The organism is Mucilaginibacter metallidurans, from assembly GCF_003286435.2.
In the GTDB taxonomy this organism is placed as follows: Bacteria; Bacteroidota; Bacteroidia; order Sphingobacteriales; family Sphingobacteriaceae; genus Mucilaginibacter; species Mucilaginibacter gossypii.
The window spans coordinates 2,648,330-2,665,726 of the sequence record NZ_CP043449.1; the positions used below are offsets into that span (position 1 = coordinate 2,648,330).

Below are 17,397 nucleotides of genomic sequence, written 5' to 3' on the forward strand. Positions count from 1 at the left end.
GGTTTACGTACTCCTGTACCTGTGCGTCATTAGTTTGCTCATACTCATGATACTCCCAAAGTGTAAATACGGCCCAAATAGCCAGGGCTATAATGGTAAGGCCGGCTATCCAACCGGTTATCTTGGTAATAATTCGATCTGTTACTATATGCTTTTTTTTTATGTTAAAGTACGCCGGTGATGTTTAGAAGTAGATAATATTTGTTTTGGGCCACAATACGTGCGGTTGCCAGCTCAAAGCGTGTTTGCAGCACCTGCACATCGGCATCAAGCAAGTCGGTAATTAATGAAGTTTGATTGAAATATGTATTTTTAATAATGCGGGCATTTTCCTGTGCATGGGCCACATCAACCTCGGCCACACCAATTTGCACCAGCGATTCCTTATATCGTAAGTAAGCCTCTTTAACCTGTTGCCGTACTTTGTCCTCAATGTCTTTATGAGTGGTTTCTTCTTTATCAAGCTCCAGTTTAGCCGAGTTCACTTTATGCCTGTTTTGATAAAGTTGCGATAGCGGCATAGTAACCCTGATACCGGCAACACCAAGCGAGTACCAGGCAGGATTGTAAGGAAATAGGAATATTTGCGGGTTAGCGTATGAAAAATCGCTGTAAAGCCCAACCTTTGGCTGGTAGTTGGCTTTTACCTGGCTAAGATGCAGTTTACTAACCTGCGTTTGCTTTTCAGAAATATGGTACGCAAAGGAATGTTCCATTGCGTCGGCGAGGTATTTTTCATAAGGCAATTCTGGCACGTCAACTGAATCGAACTCTGTGGGGATGATCACACTTTCATCCGGTTCGCCCATAATGATGTTTAGTTTCTGCGTAGCGATAAGAATATCATTCTCTATGGTTACCAAAGCCATCTTACGCCTGGAAAGATCCAGTTCAACACGCAGCACATCGCTTTTTAAGACCACCCCATTTTTTTGAAGGGCTTTTATCTCCAACAATTGTTTTTCCTGATCGGCAATATCCTTAATGATCAGTTTCCTGAAGACCAAGGCCTTTTGAAGATCAAGATACAGCGCGGCCGTTTTATACCTGATGACAGAGATCGCTTCGTTATTATGGATAACCGCAATCTGGTACAATAGCTTATTCTCTTCAATTTTAAGGTTAAGCTTATTGCCATTATAAAGGTTCAGATAAAAATCGGCCCCCGCTTTGTATAATGTGTGTATAATTTCGTGTTCCTGCGTGTGCGAAGAAAAAAGGCCATTTTCATAAATGGGCATATTGGTTGCCTTTTCAATGCTGCCAAGCAAACTTACTTCGGGCAACCGTTCCATTATTGCGTCCTTAATCTCCTCGTCAGCAATCAAATTGGCTTTTCTGGTAATCTCAATCTGCCTGCTGTTTTGTTCGGCTTTGCGCCAGGCGTCCGGCAATGTAAGGAAGGCAGTGTTTTTAGACTGGCTATATGCGCTATTGGCGGTTAACAAACCAGCAAATGCGATCAATATTTTACTGTAGTACATATTTGTTGCAAAAATATGCCTCTCACAACTGTTCGCTTTCGCCTAAGTTGCCAATATTTTCATCATTCCGGCCAGTTTTTATTAACTTTGAATCGCGATGATATTCTAATGACGAAGATTGGATTAATAGCTTCCCTCCCCGAAATTGATAATAAGCCGGATTCGGTTTTTGTGATGCATGAAAGATCAGAGAAGTTAATCCCTTTTCATACCCATACCAAGGGCCAGTTAAGCTACGTTGAGGGCGGTCTGGCTTACATCACTACACAAAACAAAACCTATGTAGTGCCTGCAAGGCACTACTTCTGGATTCCGCAGGGCCTGATACATGAACTTCGGGTGGGTGTTTTCGCAACAGCTTTAAGGTCACTTTATTTTTATTCCACCAACGACGACGCGAACGAATTTTATGGCAAACTGGGTATTTATCCGGCTAGCGAGTTGCTGATCCAAATGATCAATTATACCGAGCGTTGGGACGAACTCCATATAGGCATTGGCGATCGTAATTTCGATTTCCTGGTAGCGCTGAAGAATATGCTGCCCGACTTAAACAAAAGGTCGTTGCCTATTATGTTGCCCAAAACTGAACATGAGCTAATGCAAAAGATCATGAATTATTTAGAAAGCCATATAAGCGAAAAATTAGTTATAGCTGATGTAAGCGGACATTTTGCCATGAGCGAGCGGTCGTTATCGCGCCTGTTTCAGTCGCAATTACGTATTTCGTTTTTGCAATATGTTAAGAGCCTGCGTATGATAACGGCGATAGAGATGATTGTTAAAACACAAAAACCTATCGCTGATATTGCTTTTGAAGTGGGGTATGCCAGTGTTGCATCATTTAGTGATACATTTTATGCTTTCACCTCATCACGTCCGTCTGACTTGCGGAGGCGTTGATCTGAAAAGTCAGCGGAACGGTCAAGCTCTCCCGCTACCGCTTACCTATACACCCGTACGCTTTGCACCTCCATGGTAGAATATCCAATCTCTACCTGGCTGTCTTAAATCCACCTGTCATAAAATAGATATCATTAAACCCTTGTCTTCATTTAACCCCATACAAAGGTCTGGGGCGCTGGCCCCGTCCGACGAAACCATTAAAACAATTAAGTTTTGGTGCAATTTGGTCAACCTTTTGAGCAACTCTTAGTCTGAAATACTGCCGGTCTTGCTTAGCATCCACGGCGAACAAACCCAAGGCCAGCTCTGATCAGCCAGTATTTCGCTTACGCAAAAACCGTTCATGTAATTTTCCTTAACCCGGATACACCGTGACCGTTCAAATTTGCACGGGCAAAAGTAAATTCCTGCCCGCGCCTATGTATGGAAATTTTCGGTGACTTAGCTAATAGATAGTAAGTTTAATCAATTCAATGAAGATTTGAATTGAGCAGGCGACAGCTGCGTTTTGGTCTTAAAAAGGCGGCTAAACGATTGCGGATGCCCGAATCCTAATCGATAGGCGACCTGGCTAATGCTCAATGTGGATGTCGCAAGTAATTCTTTAGATCTCTCGATCAGTTGCTCCTGGATGTGCTGTTGTGCGCTAAGCCCGGTAAGTGAGCGCAACATATCACTCAGGTAATTTGGAGTGTAGTTTAATCGATCCGCCAGGTGCTGAACGGTGGGCAGCCCTTTTTTTGTTGGCATTTCTTTTTGGAAATAACAGTTGAGTGCCGCTTCGAACTGCTGAAGCAGATCGCTGGTGGCGGCCTGTCTTGTCAGGAACTGACGTTTGTAAAAGCGTTTGGCGTACGTCAAAAGCAATTCGATCTGCGCAATCACCACCTCCTGGCTGAAATCGTCGATGCGGCTGTTCAACTCTTCTTCAATGATCTTAAAAATGGATGAAACGGTCTTTCTTTCCTGTTCAGAAAGGTGAAGCGCTTCGTTTGATGAATATGAGAAAAAACCATACTGCCTGATCTTGGCAGCTAAGGGAAAACCATGCAAAAAATCCTGATGAAAGATCAACGAATAACCTTCATTTCCTTTATATACGGCTGTGCTGCCAACCACCTGGTTAGGTGCGGTGAATACCATACTGCCTTCGTCAAAATCATAATAGCCCTGCCCGTATCTAAACTTGCCGCCCAGCTTTTCAATAAAGGATATCTTGTACAGAGAGGTCACGTAACTGACCGGTAAGCAGCTTAAATTGATCCGTTCGTCGCGTGTATCAAACAAGGTGATCAATGGATGCTTAGGCCCTGGCAGATTCAGCATACGGTGAACCTCTTTAATCGATTCTACTTTAGCGATTTTAGGCTTTTCTATTTTCATAGCTAAAATTACTTAATATGACCGGCAACAACCTCAGCCGCCGGTCATTTAAGCGTCAGGTAATAGCGATTAATCGAATTACCAGGGCAGTTTTCCTTCCGGGCCGGTAAATCCGCCTGTCGGGCCACCTGTTTCGAGTGCGACGCGTACTGGCTCACGCGAACCTACTTCCAGACTATCTGTTCCCTGGAAATTATTGAGCGCAGTAGCTGTGTAACCTGGGCTGGTCGCATTTACCTTGATCCCCTCTTTCTCCAGCTCTAAGGCAAAAGCCAGGGTTACCGCATTTAAAGCAGTCTTAGATGCAGCGTAGACGATGCCGAAATGTTCACGTGCCCAGCATTCCGGATCGGAGATCCAGGTAAGGGAGCCAAGGCCGCTGGATACGTTAACGATGCGCGCTGCTGCCGATTTTCGCAGTAAGGGCAACGCTTTCTGGGTTACAGCGATCACACCGAAAACGTTGGTTTCCCAAACAGCGCGTACCTCATCCAGCGATACGTTAACGGCACGGCCGGTGGCCATTAACTCTTCCGGGTTTTTGGGAGATGTTCCTGCGTGAGAGATACCTGCGTTATTCACCAGCAGGTCCAGGCGTCCATATTCACTAGTTATTTTAGCTACCGCCGCATTGATACTTTCCTGCTGTGTAACATCCAGTTGAACCGCTTTTGCATTATCGCCAATCTCGGCGGCTGCCTTTTTGCCGTTCGCCAGGCTACGGGAACCCAAATAAACAATATAGCCGTTAGCGGCAAGTGCTTTAGCAATTTCATTCCCTACACCCTGATTAGCGCCCGTTATCAGCGCGATCAGTTGATTATGATCTTGACTTTCCATTTGCTTAATTATATTAATAGAACAAAGGTCTGTATTACGATCTGCACCGTTTAAACCAAATCAAGGATATTCCTAACCAAATTATTCTTTTATTAAAAGGGCTACCTATCCTAAGACATTGCCCTGACGCCATTCCGATCAAACTGGAATTACAATCTACGGTCATCTCTTTGGATGGTCTTTATTTAATTTAACTACTAAGTCATTAGTTAAAATATCTTACAACTACAGCTCGGTTATTTTGCAAAAAAAAACCGCCCCATAACAGGGCGGCCTTCAAACCAAACTAACTACTTTATGAAAACAGTCTTTAATTATTTAACAGCTATTTCTCTTGTTTGAAATTTAGCTTCTTCTCTTTTTGCTACAGTAAGCTTCAGGATACCATCGGTATAATCTGCTTCAATTTTTGATTGATCGGCACTTTCAGGCAATGTGAATGACCTTACAAATGAATTGTAGCTATATTCACGTTTGCTGAATTTTTTACCCTCTTCAACATTTTCGGTTTTCTTTTCTGCAGCTACGCTTAATACATTTTTGTCAAGATTGATTTTAAAATCCTCTTTCTTTAAGCCAGGTACAGCCAGTTCAACATGAAACTCATTTTCGGTTTCTGCGACGTTAACTGCAGGCACACGGGCAATCAGTTTATCACTTAAAAATGAATCATTGATCAGTGAATCAAATACATCGCTAAAAAATGGGTTAGCTGAAGTGTTTTTAAGGCCGTTGTTAAATTTTACTAATGTCATTTTTATATCCTCCTAAAGTTTTGTTTTTTGTTAACTTCGTAACCTATTGATCAACTGCTGTACCAACAGCAAAACCGCCTATATCAAACGACAAAAAGTCACTATTAAATATTTTAGGCAGACAAAATGACCGAAAATGGCTGAAAAACTTACAGATTATAAATATAAAACCCTTATCCCTATCCGCTTTTCGGATATCGATTCATTTGGACATGTAAACAACGCCGTTTATCTTACCTATTTTGAAATAGCCCGGATTGGTTATTGGAAGGAAATTATCAACTGGGACTGGAGCAATACCGGCATTATTCTGGGCCGGTCGGAAATCAACTACCTTAAGCCTATTACTGTTCAGGATAATATTGCCTGCTATGTACGTACCATCCGTATAGGCAACAGCAGTTTTGATATGATGCATGTATTGGTAAAAATAACCCCCAATGGCGAAGAAATTGTAACAACCGGCAAAACGGTTTGTATCAGCTACGATTACTCGGCCAATAAATCTGTTTCTATTCCATCGCCCGAAAGGCACAGGATGATCGATTATGACGAACCGAGGTTAATTCTGAATACGAATTAATTGTATTGATGTGCAAATTTCAAATGTGCTGGTAAAGCTTGTATTGCGCAGATTTCAAATATGCAAATGGAGCTTACGTATCTAATTCAAGCATTTGCACATTTGAAATCTGCATATTTGCACATCCATAATCTGCACATCTAAAATCTAAAATATCTTTCCCGGGTTCAAAATCCCTTTGGGATCAAACACGTGCTTTATTCCTTTCCACAACGCAAAATGCACTTCCAAATATTTTATCGGCATAAACTCTTTTTGCACCAGGCCAATTCCGTGCTCACCAGACAAGGTGCCGCCAAGCAATACGGTTAATTCAAATATCTCCTGGATGCCTGATTTGAGCTTGTTATTCCAGTCTTCATCGCTCATGTTGGCTTTAATGATATTTACATGCAGGTTTCCATCGCCTGCATGGCCATAACAAACTGATTCAAAGCCATATTTAGCTCCGGTTTCTTTTATTCCCTTAATCAGCTGTGGCAGTGCGGCGCGGGGTACAACAGTATCTTCCTCTTTATAAACCGAGTTTGACTTTACCGATACCGCCATGGTACGCCTTAAACGCCAAAGCTCTTCCTTTTGAGCAGTCGAATCGGCAAACAACACATCGTGGCAGTCAAACTCTTCAAGCACTGCATTTATTTTTTCACAATCGGTAAAAATCACGTCCTGGTTGGTACCATCTACTTCAATCAATAAGAACGCTTCAATACCATCCTGCAAATCAAAAGCAATATCATCATGCTCCCTAACCCACTCCACTCCTCTTCGCTCCATAAATTCCAGCGCCGACGGAATAATACCAGCTCTGAATATTGCTGAAACCGCCGCACAGGCAGCTTCATTGGTTGGGAATGAGGCCAGCATCAAAGCATCTAAAGTTGGAGCAGGAATAAGCTTCACCACAATTTTAGTGACAATGCCAAGGGTGCCCTCCGAACCAATCATCAATTGGGTTAAATTATAACCGGATGCATATTTAAGGGTATTTGCACCCGTCCATATGATCTCGCCCGATGTTAAAACCATCTGTAAGTTCAGCACATACTCCCTGATGGTTCCATATTTAACAACCCGCGGCCCGCCTGAACCATGCGATACGTTGCCTCCAATAAAGCAACTACCTTTACTGGCCGGATCAACGGGGTACAACAAGCCTCTTGCAGCCACCGCGTTCATGAACTCTTCAGTTATAACGCCGGGTTCAACGGTAGCTTGCAGGTTTTGTTCATCAATTTCAAGGATTTTATTAAAACGCTCCATGGCTATCAGCAAACCGCCATTAACCGGAAGGGCGCCACCGCTTAAGCCAGTACCCGCTCCGCGCGGCGTTACGGGGATCAGGTTTTCGTTACAGATTTTCAACAATGCAGCAACCTCTTCGGGTGTTTGCGGGCGCGCTACAACTTCCGGATAATAAACAAGATCTTCGGTTTCGTCATGGCTGTACTTTTCGAGGCTTTCTTGGCCGGTTAAAACATTACCGGTGCCAACAATTGCGGTTATGGCCTCTAATATTTGAGCCGATATTTTATTGAATTCCATGATCAGGATTTCTTGTAATTTATAATAACAGCCGAATGCGCTACCTTACCGCTTAAGGGCGGAGTAAGTTTTTTAATGGTAACCTCAATACTTTCAACAAACGGGTATTTCTTTTTTATACGATCAATAATTGCCTGACCAACGGTTTCAATCAATTTACGTGGTTGTTTCATCTCTTCGCATGTTATAATATACACACGTTCATAATCAACAGTTTTACTTAGATTATCTTCCAGCAAATCGCCGGGAGGCACAAAACCAACATTCACATCAACTAAAAAACGGCAACCTATTTTTTGTTCTTCGGGATAAAATCCGTGGTACGCGAAAAACTCCGCGCCCTGTAAGGCTATATTGATCATGGCCAAAAATAAAAAAAAGCCCTCTCTAAATCTCACTCTCTATAGAAAGACTTTTAAAAATATTTTTATTTCGGCTGATTTCCAGCAGCTCAAAAAATATTTTACAATCAAAAACATGTTTTAAACCGTTTAAACCTACTTTTTATCATAAAGTGGCTTCGAATATCAAAAAACAGCGTTTTTGGCTTGCTTTTACCGGCGATTAATGCTTTATATTTGCCCACCAACTATAATTTTATGGCCAAAACAGATCTGTACGAAGCCCCGATTACTATTTATTAGATGAGTTACTAACCGATGAGCATAAGTTGATCCGCTCATCAGTTCGTGATTGGGTGAAGAAGGAATTGAGCCCCATTATTGAAGAGTACGCTCAAAAAGCTGAGTTCCCTTCGCAACTGTTAAAAGGCCTTGCCGAAATAGGTGCTTTTGGGCCTACTATACCAGTAGAATATGGCGGAGCGGGCTTAGATTATACTGCTTACGGCATCATCATGCAGGAATTAGAGCGCGGCGATTCTGGCATCCGTTCAACAGCATCTGTTCAGGGTTCGCTGGTGATGTATCCCATTTATGCCTACGGCAGTGAAGAACAGCGTAAAAAATATCTTCCTAAGCTGGCGAGTGGTGAATTAATGGGATGCTTTGGCCTTACCGAGCCCGATCATGGCTCAAACCCTGGTGGCATGACGACCAACATTAAAGATGCCGGCGACCATTATATACTTAATGGCGCTAAAATGTGGATCTCCAATTCGCCTTTTGCTGATATTGCCGTTGTTTGGGCTAAGGATGAAGCTGGTAAAATTCGCGGGCTGATAGTCGAGCGCGGCATGGAAGGTTTCACCACACCTACAACCCATAATAAATGGTCGTTAAGGGCATCGGCAACCGGTGAGCTTGTTTTTGATCATGTTAAAGTTCCAAAAGAGAATCTGCTGCCCAACGTAGCGGTATAAAAGGCCCGCTGGGTTGTTTAAACCAGGCCCGTTACGGTATTGCCTGGGTGCATTAGGTGCTGCGATGGATTGTTACGACACAGCCCTCCGATACACCAAAGAACGTGAGCAGTTTGGCCGGCCGATAGCTGGATTTCAGCTTCAGCAAAAAAAACTGGCCGAAATGATAACTGAAATCACCAAAGGGCAGCTGTTAGTTTGGCGTCTTGGGGTACTTAAAAATGAAAACAGGGCTACCCCTGCCCAAATATCAATGGCTAAACGAAACAGTGTTGAAACAGCCATTACTATAGCCCGTGAAGCCCGGCAAATGCTTGGCGGTATGGGTATTACCGGCGAGTACCCTATTATGCGCCACATGATGAACCTTGAATCGGTAATAACTTATGAAGGGACACATGACATTCACCTGCTTATTACCGGGATGGATGTTACCGGACTCGACGCTTTTAAGTAATAGATAATCTATATACATTAACTTTTAGCAGCGCCGGTGTTATTCATGCGCATAAATATTGTTCATTATAATTATGAGCGTTATATTTGTGGTGTAACCACTTAATGTTGTCAACCCCTGATAGCCCAGTTAGTTTAAACAAACTGCTGGTCAACCATTTAATTTGGCTGGCCCTGGCTTTTTTATTGATATTTAATTCCTGCGCAAACAGCGTTAATGATACAGGCGATTACTCCAGGCACTTTAAAACACTATTTGATACGGTAAACCTGTATAATGGGGAAAGATCCCAACCACAGAAGGGCATTCAATACCTTGACTCAGCCTACCGCACTATAAAACACCCGTTTGTAAGCGACAGGTTCCGTTTTTATGCCTTCCATTTTCTTTACAATTTAAAAGGGCTGCATGACCCTAAAAAAGCCATGCTTTATGCTGATACTATGCGAGCTGTGGCTACCGAAAGTGTTACCCCGGATCAGCATATTAAATTAGCTGCCGAAGCTGATTTCGCAACCGGGGATACCTATTCGGCCCTGGTAAGATACGATGAGGCTTACAGGTATTTTTACAAGGGCTACTCTATCGGCAAAAACGCTATTGACGATGCCATCCTAGCCGAATACACCTACCGGATGGGTATGATTATGTTTAAGCAGGGGCATTTTAGGGAAGCGGCCAATTATTTCAAGATCAGTCATAGGCAAAGCTATGCCTATGCTGATGATTTTCGTGCCTTTTATCAGCGGCAGGAGCTTTTGGATAATATTGGCGAGAGCTATAAAAACAGTGGCGATATTGACAGCTCAAGCCTTTATTTAAATAAAGCGCTTGTTTATATCAATGAAAATAGTTCAAGGTTTGCCGAAAGGGCAAACCTGCTTGAAGTTGCAAGAGGCGTAGTATATGGCAACCAGGGAGATCTGGCTTTATTAACCCATAATTATAACCAGGCACACGAATTACTGAAAAAAAGTATCGCCATTAATTTAAAACAAGGTTATGATAACCGCGATGCCGAACTAACCGAAATAAAACTTGCCCGGCTATATTTAATAACTAATAAACCAAACGACCTTTTTGAACTACTGAAAAGACTCCGCGCCCAGCTCGATACTATCAAGAATGATGACGCTGAAACCAACTGGAATGGTTTGATGAGTAATTATTATCTGCAAAAAAAAGATTACCAGAATAGCTTGTTGTATTTAAAAAACTATTCATCGTTAAAAGATTCGGCAACAAAAAAAACTTCATCATTAAAACGGACAGATATTAATCAGCAACAAGCCAATTTTGATAAAGAAAATCAGATAGAAGATCTTAAAAGTCATAATAAACTGCAGTTGATATACATCTATCTTGCTGTGCTTTTTTCAGTGATGGCAGTGATTATTATCTTCCTTGTTTTTCGTAACCTTAAAAGGTCAAAACGAGATATAGTAGCTATAAAAATGCTAAACGACCAAATTAAGTTGCAAAAAACCGAATTAGAAAACACACTTGAAGAAGTAAACCGGGGAAGCAGGGAAAAAGACCGAATTCTACGGGCTGTAGCACATGACCTCCGCAACCCACTCGGAGGAATAGCATCGTTATCGGCCTCAATGGTTGATGATGCAACTGATGAAGAACAAACAGAGCTGATCAACCTCATAAAAGAAACTTCCTATAATTCCCTCGAACTCATCAATGAAATTTTAGAGGCGGCAAATACTGCCAACATGACTTTTAATAAAGAATGGGTTGAAATCAATAGCCTCATTAATAAAAGTGTTGATTTGTTGCGGTTTAAAGCAGCTGAAAAAGACCAGGATATCATGCTGAGCTTATTGGATGCTCCCACTGAAATATTGATAAACAGGGAAAAAATATGGCGGGTTATCAGCAACCTGGTTAGTAACGCCATAAAGTTTAGTCCCAAAGGTGCCGTTATTTATGTAATTGTAAACCAAAAACATCAAGGTGTTGAAATATGTGTTAAAGATTACGGTATAGGCATTCCTGATAAATTACAGCAACAGGTGTTTAATATGTTCACCGAAGCTAAACGGCCCGGTACCGACGGCGAAAAATCATTTGGCCTCGGGCTTTCCATCTGCCGTCAAATAGTTGAAAAACATAGCGGCAGGATTTGGCTAAAAAGCGAATCAAATAATGGTTCAAGTTTTTACGTCTATCTGCCGGCCCAGGCATCTTAACATATCGGTTATTCCAAACCAATTTATTTTGGACAGGTGATAGATAAATAAAAAAATATTGGTAAAACAACCCGGTCATTTTTATTTTTTTTATAGATTACCCTTGTTTTACAATCAACTCTAAACCTCGCATAATTTAATATTGATGTTTATATACAAAAGCTTCAGGCAAATATGGCTATCCGGTAATATACAGGGTTGTTTGCTTTTTGTTTACTTTTTGTTGATAACCACTTCATGCGGGCAACAGTCAAAGGGCTTTCTTTCGTCTTCAGCATATAATAAGGCTGTTGACACTGCAACGATAATGTATGATAATGGGCATCACAAAGCAGCAGTAAATTATCTTGATTCGGCCTTCCGTCATTCAAGCAACCTTAGCTTCAAACAGGTTTATAATTACTATTATTTTATCTATAATTATGCTTCGCATATAAAGGCCGATCGAAAAATGGCTTTGCTGTACGCCGATAGTATGCTCAATATTTTCGATACGCCGGAGAAGAAGCTAAAATTTACCAGTGAATATGGCCAGGCTCATCTTGCCAAAGGAGACGTGTTATTTGACGAACATCGTTACAACGAAGCTTACGGTTATTTTTACGAAGGGAAAGTAATTGCCAATAATAACCTTGACGAATGTACTATGGGTGATTACAGCTATCGCATGGGCATGATCTTGTATAAGCAGGAACATTACAGCCGGGCCGCCGTATATTTTAAAAAAAGCTTTGATGAAACCAGGTCATGCGAAGGAAACTTCAATTATTTTTATCGCAGGCAGGAACTATTGAATAATATAGGTTTAAGCTACAGTAAAATGTTGATGAATGATAGTGCTATGTATTTTTACAACAAGGCCCTCGATTATATTAATGAAAATACTGCAAGGTTTAAAGACAGGCCCCAAATGGGGAAGTATCCAAGGGTGTTGTATATGGCAATATGGCTGATATAAATATCAGGCAAAAAGATTATAACAAGGCTAAAAGTCTGCTTAGAAAGAGTATAGCTATCAATCTACGCAAAGGAAACGATAATAATGACGCTCAACACTCCGAATTGAAACTTGCATCTATATACGATCGTCAAAACTTAAATGACTCTTTATTAAATCTCCTCAACGTTATCAGCCTCCAGTTTGATAGTGTTCAAAGTCCGGAAACAAAACAAAACTGGCATTTATTGATGTCAAATTATTTCGAGAAGCAAAATGATCATCAGCAGGCTATGGCCCATTATAAGCAATATGACGAGCTTAAGGACATCATAGCAAATGAAAACAAAAAACTAAAAGAAGCCGACGTTGCAGAACAGGTTAAAAGCCTTGAAAAAGATAACGAGTTTAATAACCTTAAAAAAAACAATGAATTGCAGCATATTTATCTGAGGGTAACTGTTGTTTTTGCCCTGATGCTCATTATTATCATTTCCCTGGTATTTTTAAACTGGCAAAAATCAAAAAAGAACATTAAAACACTTGGAAGCCTTAACAGCCAGATAAACCATCAAAACCACCATCTTGAAAACGCCCTCCGTGATTTAAAACTCAATAACCAGGAAAAGGACCGGATTTTACGTACTGTTGCACATGATCTGCGCAACCCTATAGGCGGAATAGCTTCGCTTACCAGTGTAATGACTGAGGAAAATTATAGTGACGAACAAAAAGAGCTGTTAAATATTATTCGGGAGACTTCATTTAACTCCATTGAACTAATCAATGAAATTCTGGAAGCCACTGAATCTGCTTCGGCTATATTACATAAAGAAGCGGTTGAAGTTAATTCTTTATTGGGCAACAGTGTTGAGTTGATGCGTTTTAAGGCCGCTGAAAAACAGCAGGTTATCAATACTTTCCTATTAAATTCACCACTCGAAATTTATATTAGCCGTGAAAAAATATGGCGGGTGATCAGCAATCTGATCAGTAACGCCATTAAATTCAGTCCGGAAGGATCGGCTATTTTAGTTATGGCTATTGATTTGGAAAACGAAATCCAGTTTTCTGTAAAAGATCGCGGTATAGGGATTCCCGAAAAGCTCAAAAACCAGGTATTTAACATGTTTACAGATGCTAAACGCCCCGGAACCGCTGGTGAAAAATCATTTGGCCTTGGTCTTTCCATCTGTAAGCAAATTATTGAAGATCATAACGGCCGAATCTGGTTTGAAAGTGATACCGAAAATGGCACGTCATTTAATTTCACGCTGCCAAAAAACTAACAGCTTATTTCAGAAATTCAGCGTACCATCTGCCGGATGTTTTAACCGTGCGCTGCTGGGTTGCATGATCAACATGAATCAGCCCAAAACGCGGATGATAACCTTCGGCCCATTCAAAATTGTCGGTGAGGGTCCACACAAAATAGCCATTAACTTTACAGCCTTCGTTTTTTGCCTTTAACACCTGTGCTATGTAATCCTTTAAATATTTTAATCTTTTGGGGTCATTTACTTCACCATCAGTAACCTCGTCGGGAAAAGCTGATCCATTTTCCGTAACGATAATCTTTTTAACATTAGGATATGCATCATATTTTTTTATCATATGGTAAATAGAAGGCGGGTAAACCTCCCAGCGCATAGCTGTAAGGTCAACACCCCTCTTTTCGGCTTTGACCATACTTGCGTTGATATACGGCGTAAAAAACGAATATTTTACAATTTCGCGGGTGTAATTCTGTATGCCGATAAAATCAAAATCAAATCTCAGATTATCCTCGTCGCCGGGGTAAAAATACTTTTTCAGATCTTTAAGTGCAGGCAGGTCTTTTATTGGGTAGCCCATGCCCAACAAAGGTTCAATATATAGACGATTGATCAGCGCGTCGGCACGGACTGCGGCAGCTATATCCCTTGGCTTATCTGTGTAAGGCTCTATTTGCGAACACGAAAATGTGGTACCTATTTGCGCCGTCGAAGGCAGCAATTTTCGCAGGATCCTGCCACCTTCAGCAATACTCATGGTAACGTGATGTATGGCGGGCACAAAGTTTTTCATACCACTGCGTCCCGGCGCATGGATGCCGAAAAAATAGCCGGCTCCCGTAAAAACTACAGGCTCGTTCATTACCATCCAATGTTTTACCCTATCGCCAAAGTTTTGAGCACAAATAGTGATAAACTCACTAAACCAGTTTATTGCTTCACGATTTGTCCAGCCGCCTTTAACTTCAAGCACATGCGGAAGGTCCCAGTGATAAACAGTTAACCAGGGTTCAACGCCTTGCTTAATACAGTAGTTGATTACCCGGTTATAATAATCAATGCCGGCCTGGTTAATTTTCCCGGTGCCTTCGGGCAAAATACGGGTCCACGATATGGAAAAACGAAAATTGGGGATATTAAGTTCTTTTATGAGGTCGATATCACGCTCATACAAATTGTAAAAATCGCAAGCGGTTTGTGCATGGTCGCCATTCAGGATCTTTCCTTTTTTTGTGGTAAAAACATCCCACACAGATAGTCCTTTCCCATCGGCATCATGAGATCCTTCTACCTGAAAAGCAGCAGTTGAAACGCCCCATTCAAAGTCGGCACCAAAAAGATCTTTGCTTAAATGTATTTCCCGGTCAGTAAGTTCCATTAATTTGAGCTACAAGCCCAAAAGTGCAATTATATTTATAAATGAAGAATTATAAGTGATAACTTAATGTATGAACGACGAACGCATACTTTTAAGCATCATCCACTGACGGAAATTGATCAGCAGCTTCGAAATATTGACAATGAATTTCATGCCCTTATGTTATTTAACTATAATAATAAAGGTAACAAGCAGATGTTTGCTGAATGTGACAACTATGTTATTTAATTGTTAACCAGCATTTTCATAAATATACAAAATTGCTTTAATACATTAGCCATTAATTTACAAACGCTATGAAAACACACTTTATAAAAATGTTTGGTTATAACCTGTTTGCCAATCAGCAGTTGATACAGGCAATGGAAGCAAACGGTTCGCCGGAGGTAACGCTTAAACTGATGGGGCATCTGCTGGCCGCCGAACAGGTATGGCTCGAAAGATGTAAACTTATCCCTTCTTCTCTGCCAAATACATGGCCCGAAAATGTTACAATTGAGCAATGCAAAAAACAGGTACCGGAGCGTTATGAAGCATGGGTCACATTTTTAAACGAAATCGATGAGGAAGATCTGAATAGCATAATTCCGTATCGTAGCTTTACCGGCGACTATTTTGAAAACCAACTTGGCGATATTATTACGCAGGTTCTTAACCATGGTACACATACCAGGGCCCAAATTGGGCAACAGCTAAAGTTTGCGGGTACAAAAACTTTACCTGTTACAGACTATAGTTATTATTTAAGGGTGTTAAACAGCTAAACATTTAGCATATTTGCCAAGTTTTATCACGCATCAAAAACCATGAAAAAACATCTATTCGCAGCTGCAGGCATTGCCTTGTTATTAGGTTGCACCGACACTAAAAAACAGGAAAAAGATCTTTTAAAACAGGTAATTGCCGTACATGATAAAGTAATGGCCAATGACGAGCAATTGATGAAAAATAAGATGCTGCTGGATAGCCTGATAAAAAAGAACGCTCCTAATATCAATAAAGACAGCGCACAGGTTTATTTAAAACTGGTTGATGATGCTGATAATGCGATGAGCGACTGGATGCATAAATTCGATGCGGAAAACAAAGGCAAATCCCATCAGGAGATTATGGACTACCTCGAAGCTCAAAAGAAGCTCATCAGCAAAATAGATACCCAAATAAATGTAGCTGTTAGCGGCTCAACTAAATATATAACCCAAATACCGGCAAAAAAATGAGGAAATTGTGGATAGGCATTGTGATATTAATGCTTTTCAATGCTTGCAAATCAAATACTAAAACCGCCCTTCCAATATTGGGTTATAAAACACCGGTAACTAAAACAGTTAATGGCAAAACTGTAACCGATACGGAATATGCAACCATTCCTCCCTTCAAATTTGTAAACCAATATGCCGATACAATTACCCAGAAAAACCTGGATGGTAAAATTTACGTAGCCGACTTTTTTTTTACTACCTGCCCTTCTATTTGCCCGGTGATGCACCGAAATATGCTTAATGTATACAAGGAGTTTAAGGATGATGATAACTTCAGGATCATTTCGCATACCATCGATCCCAAATATGATACCGTGCCTGTATTAAAACGCTATGCGGATAAATTGGGGATTGCGGGCAATACCTGGTGGTTGCTGCATGGCGAAAAAGGCGATACTTATAAAATTGCCAAAAGCTACCTGCAAAGTGTATCCGAAAAAAATCCCAAAGGCGAATATATCCATGACGGCTTCTTTATTTTGATAGATAAACAAAAACGTATTCGCGGTACCTACGAAGGAACAGATCCGGCAGAAGTAACCAAACTGATTGCCGATATCAAAACCCTGAAAGCCGAACCCGACCAAATTGCTGGCAAATGAAGATAAAGGCAATAGGCGCTATAGCTATTTTGCTGATCATAATTGGTGCATCATGCCAAAGCGATGATCAAATTGAGTTTAAACGCTATTACTCTGGCGGAAGCCTTGTTTACCAGCAGCATTGTCAAAATTGCCATGGCGATAAAGGACAAGGCCTGTCATCGCTTATCCCGCCATTAACAGATTCAACGTATCTAAAACAGAACAAAGCTGTACTTGCCTGTTTTATCAAAAACGGCCTTAAAGGAAAAATAACTGTAGCCGGCAGAACATTTGACGATGACATGCAGGCGGATGATATTGCGCCCTTAGAAATTGCTAAAGTGCTTACTTATGTCTCCAATTCCTTTGGTAATAAGATGGGGACAGTTACTTTGCAGCAGGTTCAGGATGATCTTAGAAACTGCAAATAGTTTTTAGTTCATGGTTCATAGCAAAGACTTATTGGTCGACTCCATTTTACCATGAT

General features: G+C 41.0%; 18 protein-coding genes. 11 read left to right on the top strand and 7 right to left on the bottom strand.

Going from position 1 to position 17,397, the window contains the following annotated elements:
• Positions 1-164 precede the first annotated feature (164 nt).
• A complete protein-coding gene (locus tag DIU38_RS11450) occupies positions 165-1,484 on the bottom strand; it encodes a TolC family protein (protein ID WP_112656965.1) in 1,320 nt (439 codons plus the stop codon).
• 108 nt (positions 1,485-1,592) lie between these two features.
• On the opposite strand from DIU38_RS11450, the gene DIU38_RS11455 reads away from it, so the two are divergent.
• Positions 1,593-2,387, top strand: coding sequence for an AraC family transcriptional regulator (locus tag DIU38_RS11455; RefSeq protein ID WP_208057843.1), 795 nt, complete (start codon positions 1,593-1,595; stop codon positions 2,385-2,387).
• Positions 2,388-2,855: 468 nt separating this feature from the next.
• Here the strand turns inward: DIU38_RS11455 and DIU38_RS11460 are convergent, their stop codons facing one another.
• The 3 genes from DIU38_RS11460 to DIU38_RS11470 form a co-directional block, all read right to left on the bottom strand.
• Positions 2,856-3,773: a helix-turn-helix domain-containing protein gene (locus DIU38_RS11460; protein ID WP_112656967.1), complete on the bottom strand. Its 918-nt coding sequence runs from the start codon at positions 3,771-3,773 to the stop codon at positions 2,856-2,858.
• 78 nt (positions 3,774-3,851) lie between these two features.
• Positions 3,852-4,613, bottom strand: a complete 762-nt coding sequence (locus DIU38_RS11465; protein ID WP_112656969.1) for an SDR family NAD(P)-dependent oxidoreductase — start codon at positions 4,611-4,613, stop codon at positions 3,852-3,854.
• A 314-nt stretch (positions 4,614-4,927) separates the two neighbouring features.
• A complete protein-coding gene (locus DIU38_RS11470; RefSeq protein ID WP_112656971.1) occupies positions 4,928-5,368 on the bottom strand; it encodes an Hsp20/alpha crystallin family protein in 441 nt (146 codons plus the stop codon).
• Positions 5,369-5,504: 136 nt separating this feature from the next.
• On the opposite strand from DIU38_RS11470, the gene DIU38_RS11475 reads away from it, so the two are divergent.
• A complete protein-coding gene (locus tag DIU38_RS11475; RefSeq protein WP_112656973.1) occupies positions 5,505-5,951 on the top strand; it encodes an acyl-CoA thioesterase in 447 nt (148 codons plus the stop codon).
• A 147-nt stretch (positions 5,952-6,098) separates the two neighbouring features.
• Here the strand turns inward: DIU38_RS11475 and DIU38_RS11480 are convergent, their stop codons facing one another.
• Positions 6,099-7,496, bottom strand: coding sequence for an FAD-binding oxidoreductase (locus DIU38_RS11480; RefSeq protein WP_112656975.1), 1,398 nt, complete (start codon positions 7,494-7,496; stop codon positions 6,099-6,101).
• Between the two features lie 2 nt (positions 7,497-7,498).
• Complete coding sequence (folB, locus tag DIU38_RS11485; protein ID WP_090526249.1) at positions 7,499-7,858, bottom strand: dihydroneopterin aldolase; 360 nt, start codon at positions 7,856-7,858, stop codon at positions 7,499-7,501.
• A 308-nt stretch (positions 7,859-8,166) separates the two neighbouring features.
• Between folB and DIU38_RS35060 the strand changes: the two genes are divergently transcribed.
• The 5 genes from DIU38_RS35060 (at position 8,167) to DIU38_RS11505 (ending at position 13,701) form a co-directional block, all read left to right on the top strand.
• The gene (locus tag DIU38_RS35060; protein WP_244311288.1) at positions 8,167-8,817 is read left to right on the top strand and encodes an acyl-CoA dehydrogenase family protein; all 651 of its coding nucleotides are present in this window, start codon (positions 8,167-8,169) and stop codon (positions 8,815-8,817) included.
• A gap of 64 nt (positions 8,818-8,881) precedes the next feature.
• Positions 8,882-9,274, top strand: coding sequence for an acyl-CoA dehydrogenase family protein (locus DIU38_RS35065; RefSeq protein WP_244311289.1), 393 nt, complete (start codon positions 8,882-8,884; stop codon positions 9,272-9,274).
• 104 nt (positions 9,275-9,378) lie between these two features.
• Positions 9,379-11,475 carry a sensor histidine kinase gene (locus tag DIU38_RS11495; RefSeq protein ID WP_112656977.1) on the top strand — a complete coding sequence of 699 codons (2,097 nt, stop codon included), beginning with the start codon at positions 9,379-9,381 and terminating at the stop codon, positions 11,473-11,475.
• Positions 11,476-11,620: 145 nt separating this feature from the next.
• A complete protein-coding gene (locus DIU38_RS11500) occupies positions 11,621-12,433 on the top strand; it encodes a hypothetical protein (RefSeq protein WP_149354082.1) in 813 nt (270 codons plus the stop codon).
• Positions 12,421-13,701: a sensor histidine kinase gene (locus tag DIU38_RS11505; protein ID WP_149354083.1), complete on the top strand. Its 1,281-nt coding sequence runs from the start codon at positions 12,421-12,423 to the stop codon at positions 13,699-13,701. Before DIU38_RS11500 ends, DIU38_RS11505 begins: the two co-directional genes overlap by 13 nt.
• A 4-nt stretch (positions 13,702-13,705) precedes the next feature.
• Here DIU38_RS11505 and DIU38_RS11510 read toward each other — a convergent pair whose 3' ends face one another.
• Positions 13,706-15,064, bottom strand: coding sequence for a GH1 family beta-glucosidase (locus tag DIU38_RS11510; RefSeq protein ID WP_112656981.1), 1,359 nt, complete (start codon positions 15,062-15,064; stop codon positions 13,706-13,708).
• A gap of 296 nt (positions 15,065-15,360) precedes the next feature.
• Between DIU38_RS11510 and DIU38_RS11515 the strand changes: the two genes are divergently transcribed.
• The 4 genes from DIU38_RS11515 to DIU38_RS11530 are packed head-to-tail and all read left to right on the top strand — an operon-like array spanning position 15,361 to position 17,341.
• Positions 15,361-15,828, top strand: coding sequence for a DinB family protein (locus DIU38_RS11515; RefSeq protein ID WP_112656983.1), 468 nt, complete (start codon positions 15,361-15,363; stop codon positions 15,826-15,828).
• 42 nt (positions 15,829-15,870) lie between these two features.
• A complete protein-coding gene (locus DIU38_RS11520) occupies positions 15,871-16,284 on the top strand; it encodes a hypothetical protein (protein WP_112656985.1) in 414 nt (137 codons plus the stop codon).
• On the top strand, positions 16,281-16,928 hold the full coding sequence (locus DIU38_RS11525; RefSeq protein WP_112656987.1) for an SCO family protein: 648 nt from the start codon (positions 16,281-16,283) through the stop codon (positions 16,926-16,928). Before DIU38_RS11520 ends, DIU38_RS11525 begins: the two co-directional genes overlap by 4 nt.
• Positions 16,925-17,341, top strand: a complete 417-nt coding sequence (locus DIU38_RS11530; RefSeq protein WP_112656989.1) for a c-type cytochrome — start codon at positions 16,925-16,927, stop codon at positions 17,339-17,341. The genes DIU38_RS11525 and DIU38_RS11530 overlap by 4 nt, the downstream gene beginning before the upstream one ends.
• Positions 17,342-17,397 lie beyond the last annotated feature (56 nt).

Coding starts and splice junctions, on each gene's coding strand:
- DIU38_RS11450 (WP_112656965.1), bottom strand. CDS start 1,484: ATGTACTACAGTAAAATATTGATCGCATTTGCTGGTTTGTTAACCGCC.
- DIU38_RS11455 (WP_208057843.1), top strand. CDS start 1,593: ATGACGAAGATTGGATTAATAGCTTCCCTCCCCGAAATTGATAATAAG.
- DIU38_RS11460 (WP_112656967.1), bottom strand. CDS start 3,773: ATGAAAATAGAAAAGCCTAAAATCGCTAAAGTAGAATCGATTAAAGAG.
- DIU38_RS11465 (WP_112656969.1), bottom strand. CDS start 4,613: ATGGAAAGTCAAGATCATAATCAACTGATCGCGCTGATAACGGGCGCT.
- DIU38_RS11470 (WP_112656971.1), bottom strand. CDS start 5,368: ATGACATTAGTAAAATTTAACAACGGCCTTAAAAACACTTCAGCTAAC.
- DIU38_RS11475 (WP_112656973.1), top strand. CDS start 5,505: ATGGCTGAAAAACTTACAGATTATAAATATAAAACCCTTATCCCTATC.
- DIU38_RS11480 (WP_112656975.1), bottom strand. CDS start 7,496: ATGGAATTCAATAAAATATCGGCTCAAATATTAGAGGCCATAACCGCA.
- folB (WP_090526249.1), bottom strand. CDS start 7,858: ATGATCAATATAGCCTTACAGGGCGCGGAGTTTTTCGCGTACCACGGA.
- DIU38_RS35065 (WP_244311289.1), top strand. CDS start 8,882: ATGGATTGTTACGACACAGCCCTCCGATACACCAAAGAACGTGAGCAG.
- DIU38_RS11495 (WP_112656977.1), top strand. CDS start 9,379: ATGTTGTCAACCCCTGATAGCCCAGTTAGTTTAAACAAACTGCTGGTC.
- DIU38_RS11500 (WP_149354082.1), top strand. CDS start 11,621: ATGTTTATATACAAAAGCTTCAGGCAAATATGGCTATCCGGTAATATA.
- DIU38_RS11505 (WP_149354083.1), top strand. CDS start 12,421: ATGGCTGATATAAATATCAGGCAAAAAGATTATAACAAGGCTAAAAGT.
- DIU38_RS11510 (WP_112656981.1), bottom strand. CDS start 15,064: ATGGAACTTACTGACCGGGAAATACATTTAAGCAAAGATCTTTTTGGT.
- DIU38_RS11515 (WP_112656983.1), top strand. CDS start 15,361: ATGAAAACACACTTTATAAAAATGTTTGGTTATAACCTGTTTGCCAAT.
- DIU38_RS11520 (WP_112656985.1), top strand. CDS start 15,871: ATGAAAAAACATCTATTCGCAGCTGCAGGCATTGCCTTGTTATTAGGT.
- DIU38_RS11525 (WP_112656987.1), top strand. CDS start 16,281: ATGAGGAAATTGTGGATAGGCATTGTGATATTAATGCTTTTCAATGCT.
- DIU38_RS11530 (WP_112656989.1), top strand. CDS start 16,925: ATGAAGATAAAGGCAATAGGCGCTATAGCTATTTTGCTGATCATAATT.